Annotated in this window: 13 protein-coding genes; 7 read left to right on the forward strand and 6 right to left on the reverse strand. The window is 67.2% G+C overall.

Translation table 11 applies throughout. The annotated features are described in order from the left end of the window. Positions 1-63 precede the first annotated feature (63 nt). Positions 64-1,983 carry an AMP-dependent synthetase/ligase gene (locus OG707_RS35535; protein ID WP_329125813.1) on the forward strand — a complete coding sequence of 640 codons (1,920 nt, stop codon included), beginning with the start codon at positions 64-66 and terminating at the stop codon, positions 1,981-1,983. Next, a complete protein-coding gene (locus OG707_RS35540; protein ID WP_329125814.1) occupies positions 1,970-3,718 on the forward strand; it encodes a GMC family oxidoreductase in 1,749 nt (582 codons plus the stop codon). Before OG707_RS35535 ends, OG707_RS35540 begins: the two co-directional genes overlap by 14 nt. A gap of 3 nt (positions 3,719-3,721) precedes the next feature. Here OG707_RS35540 and OG707_RS35545 read toward each other — a convergent pair whose 3' ends face one another. After that, complete coding sequence (locus tag OG707_RS35545; protein WP_329125816.1) at positions 3,722-4,930, reverse strand: helix-turn-helix domain-containing protein; 1,209 nt, start codon at positions 4,928-4,930, stop codon at positions 3,722-3,724. 681 nt (positions 4,931-5,611) lie between these two features. Beyond that, a complete protein-coding gene (locus OG707_RS35550) occupies positions 5,612-5,893 on the reverse strand; it encodes a hypothetical protein (protein ID WP_329125818.1) in 282 nt (93 codons plus the stop codon). A gap of 707 nt (positions 5,894-6,600) precedes the next feature. On the opposite strand from OG707_RS35550, the gene OG707_RS35555 reads away from it, so the two are divergent. Together OG707_RS35555 and OG707_RS35560 are read left to right on the forward strand one after the other, a co-directional pair. Beyond that, positions 6,601-7,098 (forward strand): hypothetical protein, encoded by a 498-nt coding sequence (locus tag OG707_RS35555; protein ID WP_329125821.1) that lies wholly within the window; start codon positions 6,601-6,603, stop codon positions 7,096-7,098. Positions 7,099-7,276: 178 nt separating this feature from the next. Further along, positions 7,277-8,758 carry a DUF6801 domain-containing protein gene (locus OG707_RS35560; protein ID WP_329125822.1) on the forward strand — a complete coding sequence of 494 codons (1,482 nt, stop codon included), beginning with the start codon at positions 7,277-7,279 and terminating at the stop codon, positions 8,756-8,758. 69 nt (positions 8,759-8,827) lie between these two features. Here the strand turns inward: OG707_RS35560 and OG707_RS35565 are convergent, their stop codons facing one another. The 3 genes from OG707_RS35565 to OG707_RS35575 form a co-directional block, all read right to left on the reverse strand. Next, positions 8,828-9,760 carry a hypothetical protein gene (locus tag OG707_RS35565; protein ID WP_329125824.1) on the reverse strand — a complete coding sequence of 311 codons (933 nt, stop codon included), beginning with the start codon at positions 9,758-9,760 and terminating at the stop codon, positions 8,828-8,830. A 303-nt stretch (positions 9,761-10,063) separates the two neighbouring features. Beyond that, a complete protein-coding gene (locus tag OG707_RS35570) occupies positions 10,064-10,246 on the reverse strand; it encodes a DUF397 domain-containing protein (protein WP_329125826.1) in 183 nt (60 codons plus the stop codon). 4 nt (positions 10,247-10,250) lie between these two features. After that, complete coding sequence (locus OG707_RS35575) at positions 10,251-11,132, reverse strand: DUF5753 domain-containing protein (RefSeq protein ID WP_329125827.1); 882 nt, start codon at positions 11,130-11,132, stop codon at positions 10,251-10,253. A 199-nt stretch (positions 11,133-11,331) separates the two neighbouring features. On the opposite strand from OG707_RS35575, the gene OG707_RS35580 reads away from it, so the two are divergent. Then, positions 11,332-11,727, forward strand: coding sequence for an ATP-binding protein (locus OG707_RS35580; protein WP_329125829.1), 396 nt, complete (start codon positions 11,332-11,334; stop codon positions 11,725-11,727). On the opposite strand, the gene OG707_RS35585 is transcribed toward OG707_RS35580, so the two are convergent. Further along, the gene (locus tag OG707_RS35585) at positions 11,724-12,236 is read right to left on the reverse strand and encodes a YbaK/EbsC family protein (RefSeq protein WP_329125832.1); all 513 of its coding nucleotides are present in this window, start codon (positions 12,234-12,236) and stop codon (positions 11,724-11,726) included. The two genes, OG707_RS35580 and OG707_RS35585, sit on opposite strands and share 4 nt — an antisense overlap. A 626-nt stretch (positions 12,237-12,862) precedes the next feature. Here OG707_RS35585 and OG707_RS35590 point away from each other — a divergent pair. Together OG707_RS35590 and OG707_RS35595 are read left to right on the forward strand one after the other, a co-directional pair. Then, a complete protein-coding gene (locus OG707_RS35590) occupies positions 12,863-13,852 on the forward strand; it encodes an ABC transporter ATP-binding protein (RefSeq protein WP_329125834.1) in 990 nt (329 codons plus the stop codon). Further along, on the forward strand, positions 13,849-14,706 hold the full coding sequence (locus OG707_RS35595) for an MlaE family ABC transporter permease (RefSeq protein WP_329125836.1): 858 nt from the start codon (positions 13,849-13,851) through the stop codon (positions 14,704-14,706). Before OG707_RS35590 ends, OG707_RS35595 begins: the two co-directional genes overlap by 4 nt. Positions 14,707-14,711 lie beyond the last annotated feature (5 nt).

Genomic DNA, 14,711 nt, shown 5'->3' on the forward strand with positions numbered 1-14,711 from the left:
TCTTACTCTGGAGTCAGATTATGGGTGGACGCGTGTACGGGCAAGAGTCGAACTGGAGCCGACATGGGCGTTCGCAGAGATCTGAAGCAGGCCAAAAGACACGGAGACCTGGCGCGGCGCGCCACCGTCGACGTCGTCCGCAGGGACGGTGACGGCGCCGTACGGGAAGTGCGCGTCGCACCCCTCGCCGCACCACCCCTCAGCGGCAGCATCGCCGACATCCCCTTCACCAACGCTGCCGAAGCCCCGGACGCCGTCGTCCTGCGCCGCAAGCACCGCGGTCAGTGGCGCGACGTCACCGCTGCCGACTTCGCCCGCCAAGTCACCGACCTGGCCAAGGGGTTGATCGCCGCAGGCCTGGAGCCCGGCGGACGCGTCGCGCTCATTTCCCGTACGCGCTACGAGTGGACCGTGCTCGACTTCGCCATCTGGGCCGCAGGCGGCCAGAGCGTCCCCGTCTACTCCACCTCCTCCAGTGACCAGATCGAGTGGATCCTGCGCGACTCCGGCGCCCGCTTCCTCATCACCGAGGGCGGCGAGAGCCCCGCGACGGCCACCGCGAGCTACGCGGACGGGCTGCGACGCTGGCGCATCGACTTCAACGCCGTCGAGGAACTCACGGCATTAGGGCGGGAGTTGGAGGATGCCGTGGTGACCAAACGGCGCACCGCCCTCACCCCGGACACCATCGCCACCGTCTGCTACACCTCCGGCACCACGGGCCGCCCCAAGGGCTGCGCCCTCACCCACGGCAATCTGCACGCCGAGGCCGCCAACACCGTCGAGCTCCTGCACCCCCTCTTCAAGGAAGTCACCGGACAGGCCGCGTCCACGGTCCTCTTCCTCCCGCTCGCGCACATCCTCGGCCGCACCATCCAGATCGCCTGCCTGATGGCCCGCATCGAACTCGGCCACTGCCCCAGCATCAAGCCCCAGGAACTCCGCCCCGAACTCAAGAGTTTCCGGCCCACCTTCATCGTCGGCGTCCCGTACCTCTTCGAGAAGATCCACGACACCGGCCGCGCGACCGCCGAGAAGATCGGCCGCGGCGCCTCCTTCGACCGCGCCGACCGGATCGCCGTGCGCTACGGCGAGGCGGCCCTCCGCAAATTCACCGGCACGGGCCCCGGCCCCGGACCCCTCCTCACCGCGGGCTGGGCGCTCTACGAACTGCTCGTCTACCGCCAGATCCGCGCCGAGCTCGGCGGCCGCCTCCGCTACGCCATCAGCGGCGGCTCCCCGCTGGACCGCCGCCTCAACCTCTTCTTCTACGCGGCAGGCCTGCTCATCTTCGAGGGCTACGGACTGACCGAGACGACCGCCGCAGCCACCATCACCCCACCCCTCAGCCCCCGCCCCGGCACGGTCGGCGTGCCCGTCCCCGGCACCGCGATCCGCGTCGCCGACGACGGCGAGATCCTCATCAAGGGCGGCATCGTCTTCACCTCGTACTGGAACAACTCGGCAGCCACCGACGCCGTGCTGAGCGACGAGTGGTTCGCGACGGGTGACCTCGGCGCGCTCGACGCGGACGGCTACCTCACCATCACCGGCCGCAAGAAGGACATCCTCGTCACGTCCGGTGGCAAGAACGTCTCGCCGAGCATCCTGGAGGACCGCCTGCGCAGCCGCCCGCCGATCGGCCAGTGCATGGTCGTCGGCGACAACCGCTCGTACATCGCGGCGCTCATCACGCTGGAGCCGGACGCGGTCCGCCACTGGCTGTCCGTACGCAAACGCCCCACCGACACGCCCTTCGCCGCTCTCGCGAAGGACCCCGAGCTCCTCGCCGACGTGCAGCGGGCCGTCGACTACACCAACCGGGCCGTCTCGCGCGCCGAGTCGATCCGCAGATTCGCTCTGATCGAGGGGGAGTTCACCGAGGAGAACGGGCTCCTCACGCCCTCCCTCAAGGTCAAGCGCCAAGCCGTGTCCGCCGCCTACGCCGAAGAGATCGAGGCTCTCTACCATGACCGCGACTGACCTCACCTACGACTACGACGTGATCGTCGTCGGCTCCGGCTTCGGCGGCTCCGTCTCCGCTCTGCGCCTCACGGAGAAGGGCTACAAGGTCGCCGTCCTCGAAGCCGGCCGCCGCTTCACCCCCGCCACCCTCCCCAAGAACTCCTGGGACCTGCGCAACTACCTCTGGGCGCCGCGCCTCCGCATGTACGGAATCCAGCGCATCCATCTCCTCCGCAATGTCATGGTCCTGGCGGGCGCAGGGGTCGGTGGCGGCTCCCTCAACTACGCCAACACCCTCTATGTCCCGCCGCCCGCCTTCTTCCAGGACGCCCAGTGGGCCCACATCACCGACTGGGAGGGTGAGTTGAAGCCGTACTACGACCAGGCGCGCCGCATGCTCGGCGTCCGCCTCAACCCGACCGTCACCGAGGCGGACCGCTACCTCGCCACGACCGCCGAGAAGATGGGCGTCGGCGACAGCTTCCACCTCACTCCGGTCGGAGTTTTCTACGGAGACGGCGAGGACGCCGACGGCGAGACGAAGGCCGACCCGGGCGCCACGGTCCCCGACCCGTACTTCGGCGGCGCGGGCCCCGACCGCAAGGCGTGCACCGAGTGCGGGGAGTGCATGACGGGCTGCCGCCACGGCGCCAAGAACACCCTCAACGAGAACTACCTCTACCTAGCCGAAAAGGCGGGCGCGGCCGTCCACCCGCTCACCACCGTCACCGGGGTCAGGGAGGACGGGCAGGGCGGCTTCGAGGTCACCGTCGTACGGACCGACAAGAAGCGACGCCGCCCGAAGGTGCTGCGCAGCCGCCGAGTTGTGCTCGCGGCCGGTACGTACGGAACGCAGACGCTGCTCCACCGCATGAAGGACACCGACGCGCTGCCCGCGATACCCGACCGGCTGGGCGCACTCACCCGCACCAACTCCGAAGCTCTGGTAGGGGCGTTGACGTTCCCGCGCTGCTTCGGAAGCCAGCCCGACTTCACCAAGGGCGTGGCGATCACCTCGTCCATCCACCCCAACGCCACCACCCACATCGAGAACGTCCGCTACGGCAAGGGCTCCAACCTGATGGCGCTGCTCTGCGTCCCCCAGTACTCCCAGAACATCCCCAAGCCGCTCGCCGCGGCCCTCGCCTTCCTCCGCCACCCCGTGATGGTCGCGCGCACGGCCGCGACGCACCGGTGGTCGGAGCGGACCATCATCGGGCTCGTCATGCAGACCCACGACAACTCCCTCACGACCCGCCTGCACCGGGGCCGCCTCACCGCCGACCAGGGGCACGGAGCCCCCAACCCCGTTCACATACCGGAGGGTTGGGAGGCATCACGACTCCTCGCGGCCGAGATCAACGGCTTCGCGGGGACGAACCTGGGTGAGCTCATCAACAAACCGCTGACCGCGCACTTCCTGGGCGGCTGCCCGATCGGCGCGACCCCGGAGGAGGGCGTCATCGACCCGTACCACCGCCTCCACGGCCACCCGGGGATCTCGGTGGTCGACGGCTCGGCGATCTCCGCCAACCTCGGCGTGAACCCCTCGCTCACCATCACCGCGCAGGCCGAGCGCGCGATGTCGCTCTGGCCCAACAGGGGCGAGGAGGACCGCCGCCCGGACCAGATGGCCCCCTACGCCCGGCTGACGGCGGTCGCGCCGCACACCCCGGCCGTCCCGGACCATGCGTACGGCCGGCTGCTGCTGCCCATGCCGAAGGTGCGGCGGATCCAGCCGGAGGGGGAGTAGCGGTTACGAGGGCCTGCGGCGCTCTTCGAGCTCCGTGGCGCGCAGCACGAGCTCGGTCGCGAACCGCCGGTCCGGGTCGGAGAGTTGCTCCCCGAAGATGTCCTCCAGAGCGCGCATCCGATAGCGCACGGTCTGGGCGTGGACGCTGAGGTGCTCACCGATCTGGGCGGCGGTTCCGCGCGTCGCCAGCCAGGCGTGCAGGGTCTCGACGAGGCGGTCTCGGCGGCTGGGGGTGAGATCGGCGACGGGGGCCAGTTCGCGCTGGGCGAGCTGGGCGAGGAGGGCCGGGTCGGAGAGCAGCCAGAGGGTGACCATGTGGTCTTCGCATCGGGCTGTCGGCTCGTCTTCGATGATGCCGGTCTCGATGAGGTCGAGCACCTGCCGCGCCCAACGGAGCGAGTCCGAAGCGCCGGTGAGGGGCACGGAGAGGCCGACGGCCACGTGCACACCGGGGAAGGATGCCTCCAGCATCAGCTGTCTTCGCTCGTCGAAGGGGCCGGGAAAGAGGAGGTGGGGCAGCGGTTCGGCGAGGTCGGCCAGGACATCGTTGTCCAGATTGACCTGGGGTACGCCGCAGGGGGTGCGCAAGGAGACCAGCGTGACCTGCGAGGGGAGTTCCCAGCCCGCCTGCTCGGCGAGGTCGGCGATGGCGTTACGGGGGACGGGCGACCCGGCGAGGATGAGGTGGAGGAGGCGGCGGCGCAGGGTGTCGGTGTGATCCCCGTCGGCGGTCTTCACCTCCAAGTACCCCTCGCGGGAAAGGGTTTCGAGCTCGTCGACATAAGTGAGAAGGGCGTCGGCAAAAGTGAGCATCAGGGTGGGGGAGAGGTTGTAGCGCCGGCCGACCTTCTTTGCCCGGCGCAGGGCGATGCGGGCGCCGAGCCTATAGGCGCCGTGGAGCTGTTCCAGACTGCGTCCCTCGTAAGCCTCGAACCGTCCGAAGCGCCGGCACATCTCGTCGCGCAGGGTGGAGGGGGCTGTGGGCTCGGCCACCTGGTCCACGAAGACGGAGATGGACTGCTCGACGCCGACACGGATTCCCTGCCCGTACGGCCCTTCGAGGAGCCGTGCGTACTCGGGGTACGCGCGCGTGACCTCCAGCCCGATCTCCTTGATGAGACTGGGCAGTTCGGGCCGCATGACAGCCGCGAACTCCTGCGGAAGCGGTCCCAACGGCTCTTCGATGTCCGAGGGTTGTGCAACTCCCGGCATACCTAAAACCCCTTGCTCTCCGGCGCCCGGTGGGGGGTGGCCCGAGGGGAGAGCGCTCCCATCGGCCGTCAGGTGCATACCAACTTGGGCTGCTGAAGATAGACCAAGCCGGGGCTGGTGGACACAGCTGTGACAGGGCGATGTGCATGGGGCATGTATTCGGCCAGGGGCGACCCACCCGGCCGGGAGGGTCCGGGGGAGGGGACCCGGCTTGTCACGCGGCGACAAGAAAATCGTCCCGGTCCGGGAAAACATGTCACGCGGCAAACAAATACGCCTATGGCATCCTGCGTCCCTTGAGATGAATAGTCGACCGCCCCGACTGTCCTATGTCAAGGGGTTGGCGGGGGATGATGCGCACTCGATCTACGCCCTTGGGCGAGACGCTCCATCGCAGGTCAGAGGCGAGCGAGGTCGCCAATGACTCGGAGGTTGTTGATCGTTCAGCGTGAATCGTGCGAGGTGTGTGGGGTTGCCGGGTGAAGAGTGTTCGGTGAGTGAAATGTTTCACTCGATGTGGCAGCGACGGAATGGGGGCGAGGGAAATGGTCGGGCGCGGTCGTCGTCCCGAGACCGCAGACGGCAGGTACGCCGGAACGACCGCTGGAGTCCCGGAAGTTGGCGGGATCGCTCCGGTTGTGAAACTTCGGGCTGCCGAGGCGGAGCGGCGGCCGGCCTAGTTCAGGTGGTAGGTGCCGGTGAAGGGGACGACGTGGGGTCGTAGTGTCCCGGCGCCGACCCGGAGACGGTGACGGTGCATCCGACGCCGCTGAAGTGCAGAGAGACCCCGGTGATGGAGATGCCCACACCGTTGGGGACCGCGGAGGTGGAGTGGATCGCCGCATCGTCCGAGTGAGCGGTGAAGGCCGTGCTCGCGGTGGCCGAGGCCGAAGGCATCGCGAGCCCAACAGCGGCGGCGAGCAGAGCACTTACCAGTGCGGCTCTGCGTGTGGCTTTTGGCATGAGAGTCCCCTCGCGTAATGGTTCTGGTGCATGGCTTCCATGAGAGACGAGCGTGACTGCAGAGACGCTACAAACGTGCTGCACGGGCTCGCAATGGGAGTGGTTGAATAATCGCCTCTCAGAATCGAGGATCTGGAACTCTTGGCATCGAGTGAGTATTTTCCGGGTCGTCGTTGTCAGAGAGTGCATAACTGCGACCTGGCGAGAAGCACGTCGGGTGATCTGCCCCGGTACGCCCGCCCCCGTCACCCCTTGCTTCGGCCGGCCTCCTCCATCGAGGGCCCCGGACCAGCGCTGTTTACGTGCGGACGTACTCACCTCGGCCACTTGGAGATGCTCACTCGTTGACAAGAACTTCCCGGTGGTTAGTCACTCGGGGATAGAAAAGCGGCTTGCGGAACGTGGCTCGGAATTTCTTCTGCGAGACCTATTGCGCGCCACGTTACCCGTCCGTAGCGTCATCGCCGCACGGTCGGAACAGGCGGTGACGCGGGAGCAGCCCGCCTTGTTCCGATGGTGTGAACCCCCTTGGGAGTTGTTGTTCTCCGGTCGGGCGAGAACGCCCCTGTCTGGATCCACTCACATCGAAGGGAAGCCAAACCATGCGCAATATTGCGCGTAGAGCCGCTGTTGTAACCGCCGTATTCGGCGCCACTATTGGGCTTACGGCCACGACCGCCTCCGCGACCGCCGCATCCTCGTGGACCGTGACGCCGTCCGGGGCATACACGGCGCACGCCGACGGTCCGACGCTGGACGTGCCGCTGGCCACACTCGTCTGTGACTCCTCCGACGTCACGTCCGGCACCCTTCAGGGGACCAGTGCCGACGGTGTCGGCATCGGGAACATCGACAACATCACGTTCACCACCTGTGACGTGGGCGGGATCGGCTTCACGGTCACCATGAAGGCCACCCCGTGGAAGATCAACGTCTCCGCGGTGAACTCCGGCAACTCGAACTGGGTCGACGGCACCGTGAGCTCCATCTCGGCGCACATCGCCGGCATCGGCTGCTCCGCGGACTTCACGGGCAAGGTCTACGGCCACTACGAGAACGACACCAAGAACCTCGTGATCGACGGCACGGGATCGGACCTGGTCGCGTCCGGCGCCAGCTGCCTCGGTCTCATCAACAACGGCGACGTGGCGCACTTCAACGCCTCGTACGCCGTGAGCACGGCACCGACCATCACCACTCCGTAACACCGGGGTGAGTTCGGGTGCGGACCGACGGCATGCAGTGGATGCTGCCGTCGGTCCGCACCTTGCGTTTCATGCGTACCGAGGATGCGGCACAACAGTGGGTGACACTTCGGGCCCCACGGGTGGAGGGCAGGCCGGAATGAACGTGATGCATCAGGTGACCGGGGCCAGGAGACCCATGCGGCTCGCTTCCATCGCGGCCGCGACTCTTCTCGCCGGACTGCTCTCCGGTCCCGGATCATCCGCGGACGAGGGGCACGACGGGGTGACGATTCCGTTCGACTGCGCACTGCCGACGGGGACCAAGCCGGTGAGCGTCGTGGTCACCACGGCGCTCCAGGCGGCGGGGAGTGTGGGTCAGCCGATTTCAGCGGGCACCGTGAAGGTCGACGTAGGACTGCCGCAGGCCGAGCTGGAGGGCCTGGTCCCGGCCGGGACCACCACGCTGGCGAGTACGGCGGCACTGGCCGTCAAGGTGACGCAGAACGGTCAGTCGGCGGACGCCCAGTGGGCCAACCTCGAAGCCCCCGGCACGCCGCTGCCCGCGGACGGCACGCTTCATCTTGTCCACGAGGGTGAGGTCCCCACGGTGACGGTGAATGCGCCGGGCGATGTGGTGCTCACCGCCGGTGCGTTGACGATGAATCTGCTTCCTACGGCGGACGGTGGCCAGGAGGACGCCGCGAAACCCTTGTCGGTGACGTGCCGACCGGGAGCCGACCAGAGCGGGAAGCTCGCAACGATTCAGGTCGCCGGCGACGCCGGCGCCGATCCGACGAAGTCGCCGGGGTCAGGACAGGCGGGCGACGGGGGCGAGAAGAACCGAGACGGTATCGCGGTGGAGCCGCAGGACGACCCGGTCGATCCTCCGAGATCCTGCCCGGCAGATCTCCCGCTTCCGGAGGGGGAGTTGGACACCAGTCATGCACCGCAGGCGGCGATGCCACCGGGTGCCGACGAGCCGAAGGTCTCCGCTGCTCCCAACGGAGGGTCACTCGGGTGTGCGTACGCGGTCGGGTACGCCAACGTGACGAAGCTCAACGGCGCGATGATCATCAACGATCCGAGCAAGAAGCCCGCCATGATGTCGGTCGCAGCGGTCAAGCAGACGTCGCAGCGCAGTCGGCCGCCCTTCGCCAAGGGCGGCTACTACCAGCGCATCGACTCGCTCGGGAAACTGGTGCTCCCGGACGCCGAGTCCACCTTCCTGACCTTCGGCTTCGAGCCGGTCACGGCGAAGGTGCACTTCGAGAACGGGCCCGTGACCATTTCCACCGGGACGGTGGGATTCAAGCCGGATCCGGTGGAGAAGTTCGCCACCGCATTCTTCACACAGACCCTGCGTGTGTACGACGTGAAGGTCAACGGAGTTCCGCTCGACGTGGGACCGAACTGCCGGTCGAGCAAGCCATTTCCGGTGGTCCTCTCGGGCCTCTTCCCGAAGTACGCGAATGTCTTCCTCGGCGGCCCGATGGAGGGGACCGTCGACATTCCCGGATTCTCCGGATGTGGAACCGGCGGTGAGGACCTGGATCCGCTGTTCACCGCTTCGCTGTCCGGACCTGGAAACCTGATTTCGGTTGTCCAGGGAAATACCTGTGTGCCGACGGAACCGTCGACCGAATGCCCCGGAAGGCTGCCGGAGCTTCCTCACAACTAACCGAACAGAACAGCTTGATGGGGCTGCCCTCGGTGTGAGGTCAGCCCCATCAAGTGTTCGGTGTGGTGACTACTTCGCCGCGGAGTGCCAGTACTGCGAGAGCACCTTGCCCTGGTCGGGGGCGACGGAGGTGGGGTCGTTGATCGTGGCGACGTACGTGGCGGCGCTGTTCAGCGTCACACTGTTCGTGCCGGAGGCGGCCGGCAGCCCCGTCTTGAGGTTGACCGCCCAGTCGAGCAGGCCGAGGCCGCAACCGCTGGCGCCGGGGACCGCGAAGGTTGAGTCCCCCTGGTTCGCCCCGATGAGGTTGATCCTGCCCAGAGGGCCGGTCGGGTCGGGCGTGCCGTCCCCGTTGAACGCCTCGGTGCTCGGGGCCGGGCGCGTGAGGTTCTGGGGGCGCAGCACGATCGGGTTCGAGGAGGAGCCGATGTAGCAGTTGCTGCCCAGGAACGGGTTCTCGAGGTGGATCCGCACCGGCAGCGTGACGATGGGCTTCCCCGTGGTCGTCCCGGCGAGAAGCTGGAAGTCGCTGGGCGAGTTGACCGATTCGATCGTCGCGGTGACCTTGTTCAGGGAGACGTTGGTGATCTGATTGCAGATTCCGCTGACCACGGGAATGTTGCTGGGGCACATCAGGCCGAGCAGCCCACCGGGGAGGTTTGCGGAGTCCGCGACGAGTGCGCCCTCGGCCGGGGAGACCAGTGTCGACGTACCACCGGGGTGCGTGACCACACCGATCTGGAGGTCACTCGCCCCCGTGGGCACGGTGGTGTTGCCCAGCTTGATGCTGCCGCTGGCCGAGTGCGACGACACACAGAGCGCGGAGTCGTTCACACCGTCGGCGGCGAGCATCGTCGGGTTGTCGACCGGGCATCTGCTGAATGGCGCCCAGTTGCCATTGAGTTGGGTCTGGGCAGTGGCTGTGCCTATGGCCATGACAGTGGTGAGCGCGGTGAAGGCACCAAGTGCGCCTACGCGTGCCCGGGTTGAAACAGAGCGCATGTCTTCCCCTTTTCGGCAGCCGTCGGCGTGACGGCGTGGTACTCGGAGTTGGGTGGGTCTGTTGCGTCCCGGATGCGACTCGAATCGATGGCCCGGTCCCGGGGACGGAATTCAACGAAACGTGACGTTACTGGCGGGAAACACGCGAGCACAATGCCGGGGTTTGATAAAAGTCCGCCGCGGGCGAATTCTCGTACGGGGGTGAGTGGGGCGGTGGGCGGCTTTGTCATTTGGTGCGCAAAACGATGCTGCCGGGCCGCCCGTGGGAATGGGGCGGCCCGGCAGGGGGTGTGGGGGTCCGGGTCAGGATCCGCACCCGATGTGGCGGCTGAAGGCGCCCCAACTGGCCGGGGCCAGGCGGAGTATCGGACCCTCCGGGTCCTTGGAGTCCCGTACGGCGACCGTGCCGGGGATGTTGCGGGCGACCTCGACGCACTCGCCGCCGGCAGTGCTGTAGCTGGACTTTACGAACTCGAACTCGGGCACGCGTCTACATCTCCTCGCTGACTCGCCTGATGAGCGACCGGGAATCGGTCTGGGCGAGCGCGTGCCGCGCGACGCGGTCGAAGATGGCGACGTGGTGTGCGGTGTCGTGCTCGCTCTCCAGCCACAGGCTAGACGACGGGGTGTCGAGGTGGACCATGTCCATGGCGCCGGACTCCGCGAAGGACATGATGCTGAAGCCGCCGCCCATTCCGGCGTGCGCGCCGATCCGGTACGGCAGTACTTGGATCTGGACGTTGGGCAGTTCGGTGAGCGCCAGCAGGTGACCGAGCTGGGCGCGCATGGTGTCGCGCCCGCCCACCTCCTGGCGGAGCGCGGCTTCGGCGACGATGGCCCACACCTGTATCGGCCGGTCGCCGGTGAGACGGTCTTGGCGGGCGATGCGGGCCTCGACGTAGCGCTCGATCTCGTCCGGGTCTTCCCAGAGGCCTGCGCCGACATGTTGCGCCCGCGCGTAGTCGGGGGTCTGGAACAGGCCCGGGATCACCGTTACTTGGTGCGTGCGTACGCGAGAGGCGACGTCCTCCAAGGCGACGTACTCGACCTGCGAGCGTAGCTCCGGGTACTGGTCCCACCAGCCGTGCGCCTTGCGCCGGTCCCTGTCCGCCTTGGCCAGGCTGAGCAGGTTGTCCAGGATGGTGCGGTCCTCGACCCCGTACAGCGCGCACAGCTCCTTGAGGTCCGGGTCGCGGACGGGGACCCAGCCGCGCTCGATCTTGACGACCTTGGTCGGGGTCGCCGTGAGCGCGGTCGCCGCCTCGGCCTGGGTCTTGCCCGCAGCGTCGCGCAGACGCAGCAGCTCCCCACCGAGCTTGCGGCCCAGGACAGTTGATGCCCGCCCCAGGTTGGACGGCTGCTTGGGTGCCATGTGGCTCCACCTCCTTGTGCGCACTCAGTGTGCAAGGAGCGTCGCTCTGAGAGCAAGCAGATCCCATTCGGGGAATATCTTCTCCGGAACCACTTGCGTGAGGATGACTCTGTTCCCTACTGTCGGTGACGAACTGCTCGCAGAGCGAGGCCAGTTGGAGGCCCCTGCGGTCTCCGACCGCACAAGGAGGTGCGTGTCCGTGACCGACCCCGACAGCCGTTACGACGTCGTCAGCTACACCCCGTATCCGCAGAACATCCCGCTCGCGCGCCGCCGGGTCGCCCGGCTCGTGGTCGAGTGGGGGCATCCCGGGGTCGCCGGAGACGCGGCCGTGATCGTGAGTGAGCTTGCTACCAACGCCCTGCTCCACGGCTGTCTGCGCGACAGACTCTTCCGCGTCGAGCTGATCTTGGCCGGCGCCGTCCTCCGCATGGCCGTGACCGACCCCAAAGGGGAGCGCGCGCCGAGCCCCCGCCCGGCGGAGGCGGGGGACCAGTTCGGGCGCGGGCTGCTCATCGTCCGTACGCTCGCGGCCCGTTGGGACGTCGACTCATTGGACGTCGGCAAGACCGTCTGGGCCGAGCTCGATCTCTAACTGGGGTCCGCAGCGATCGACGCCACCATCGGCGCCACGATCCGTACGTAGTCCTCGGTCGCCATCACGACAGACCGGTCCAACCGGCCCGCATTGAAGGCGATTTCCTTGTGGGCGGCGAGGAACTCGGCATCCGCGACCACGGGCAGTTCGCCAGAGAGCGACAGCGGCGGGATCGCGCCGACCACGCATCCCGTGAGCTGTTCGGCCAGCTCCGCCGGAGCGAACCCGCCCTTGCGCCCCGTCACCGCGGTGACCACCTTCTTCAGGTCCGCGCGCCGGTCGCCTGCCAGTACGGCGAGTACGGCAGGGGCCTCGATCCCCTTGACTCGGCAGACCAGGGCCTTGGCGCCCTGCGACACCTCCGTGCCGCGCACGGCGGACACCTCCTCGGAGCGGCCCTCGGCCGGGTGTTCCACGACGCGGAACTTGGCCCCCTCGCGCTCAAGGATGTCGACGATCTGCTCAAAGGGACTCAATTCAGGCCTCCGTACGGCGGTGTTGGTCATCTCCGCAAGGTACGACATGTGTCACTGGCGCCGCTGACTGCCGTCATTGGTTGAACCGGTCGCCGTGCCGGTTATCGATAAAACGGTTTGATGGCAATTTGGCCTCTTGCGGGCCGCCCTGAAACCGGCCGGGATTTATCACCGGCCGACAAGTTTTGCGGGCCACGTACTCAGTCGGCGCCAAGAAAAACGTGGCTGGTCAGAGCCGTGCGAAAACTTGGAGACCTGGTATTGCGGGCCAGGTTACTCGGTCGTAACGTCGCTCCCGTGGGGGAACTCGGCCAGCTGAGCCGGGGGTTGCTCACATGCCATACATGGAGTCCCGTCGCGCCCCCTTCGTGCGGGATTCCCTACAGGAGAGCTCAGACCCGATCCCTCCTTCCGGGTGGGGCTCTCGCGGTGGGACCTCGCGGTCCGGCCCCCCTGGGCCGTGGGGTCCCACCTGCACAACCTGAGTCGAGTGCGCACTTTTCGACAAGTTTTCCGGAGTCGATTGTCATTGGGTGACAAGGAATCCGGATCTTGCCGAATTCCCTGTTCAAAGGCTTGTCCTGGCGGTGATTGTGAACCTACCGTGCGCCTCTCGGTGCACTTCTGTCACAACGTGAGTGCATGCAGGAGGTGAGATGGGAATCGAAGTAGTCGTCGAAGGCCTTACCAAGTCCTTTGGCAAGCAGAACATCTGGCAGGACGTGACACTCACGCTCCCCGCCGGCGAGGTGAGCGTCATGCTCGGTCCTTCCGGTACGGGCAAGACCGTGTTCCTGAAGTCCCTGATCGGGCTGCTCAAGCCGGAGCGCGGACGCGTCCTCATCAATGGGGTCGACATGGTCAACGGCCGTGAGCGCGACATCAATGAGACCCGCAAGCTCTTCGGGCTGATGTTCCAGGACGGTGCGCTCTTCGGGTCGATGAACCTCTTCGACAACATCGCCTTCCCGCTGCGCGAGCACACGAAGAAGAAAGAGTCCGAGATCCGCCGCATCGTCATGGAGCGGATGGATGTCGTCGGGCTGCTGGGGGCCGAGGGCAAGCTGCCCGGGGAGATATCGGGCGGCATGAGGAAGCGGGCCGGGCTGGCGCGGGCGCTCGTGCTCGATCCGCAGATCATTCTGTGCGACGAGCCCGACTCGGGGCTCGACCCGGTGCGGACCGCCTATCTGTCGCAGACGCTCATCGATCTCAACGCGCAGATCGACGCGACCATGTTGATCGTCACCCACAATCTCGACATCGCCGCCACCGTCCCCGACAACATGGGGATGCTGTACTGCCGGAACCTTGTCACCTTCGGGCCGCGCGAGGTTCTGCTCACCAGCCAGGAGCCTGCTGTCGCGCAGTTCCTCGCCGGGCGCCGTGAAGGGCCCATCGCCATGTCCGAGGAGAAGGACGCGGCGACGCTGGCCGCCGAGCAGCTCAACGGCAGCGCGGCCTACCTCGATGAACCCCGGGAGATCCAGCCCCAGTTGGAGCCGTCCCCGGGACTCCCCGAGCGCCAGGCCGTCATGCGGCGCCGCGAGCGGGTCCTGGGCATGATGGCCCAGCTTCCCGAGGCCGCCCGTGCCGCCATCATGAAGAGTTACGCGGCCCCCGCCGGCGGGGGTGTGCAGTCGTGACCGCACAGTTGCCGGTACGGCCCTCCGAGCCGCCCGAGGTTCACGCGGCCAGCGGGCAGGCCAAGCACTCCGGGGTCAGACCCCCGCTGCGGGTGCTCGCGCCGCTCCGGGAGACCGGGAAGCTCTTCGCGCTCGGGGTGGCCGTCGCTCGCGCCATCTTCCGACGGCCCTTCCAGGTACGGGAGTTCATCGAGCAGTTCTGGTTCATCGCCAGTGTGACCATCCTTCCCGCCGCGCTCGTCTCGATTCCCTTCGGGGCTGTCATCGCGCTTCAGGTCGGGTCGCTGACCCAGCAGCTCGGTGCCCAGTCCTTCACCGGTGGCGCCAGCGTCCTCGCCGTCATCCAGCAGGCCAGCCCGCTCATCGTGGCCCTGCTGATCTCCGGCGCCGGCGGGTCCGCCATCTGCGCCGACCTCGCCTCGCGCAAGATTCGCGAAGAGCTCGACGCCATGGAAGTCATGGGCGTCTCGCCCATCCAACGACTCGTTGTTCCCAGGGTGTTGGCCACCATGTTCGTCGCCCTCCTGCTCAACGGGCTGGTCTCCGTCGTCGGCACCCTCGGGGGCTACTTCTTCAACGTCATCCTCCAGGGCGGCACCCCGGGCGCGTACCTCTCCAGCTTCTCCTCGCTCGCCCAGCTCCCCGACCTCTACATCAGCGAGGTCAAAGCGCTGATCTTCGGCTTCCTCGCCGGGGTTGTCGCCGCCTACCGCGGCCTCAACCCCCGCGGCGGCCCCAAGGGCGTCGGTGACGCGGTCAACCAGTCCGTCGTCATCACCTTCATGATGCTCTTCTTCGTGAACATGGTCCTCACGGCGATCTATCTCCAGATCGTCCCCGCGAAGGGGAGCTGACGTCG

This window comes from Streptomyces sp. NBC_01465 (assembly GCF_036227325.1).
Classification (GTDB): domain Bacteria; phylum Actinomycetota; class Actinomycetes; order Streptomycetales; family Streptomycetaceae; genus Streptomyces.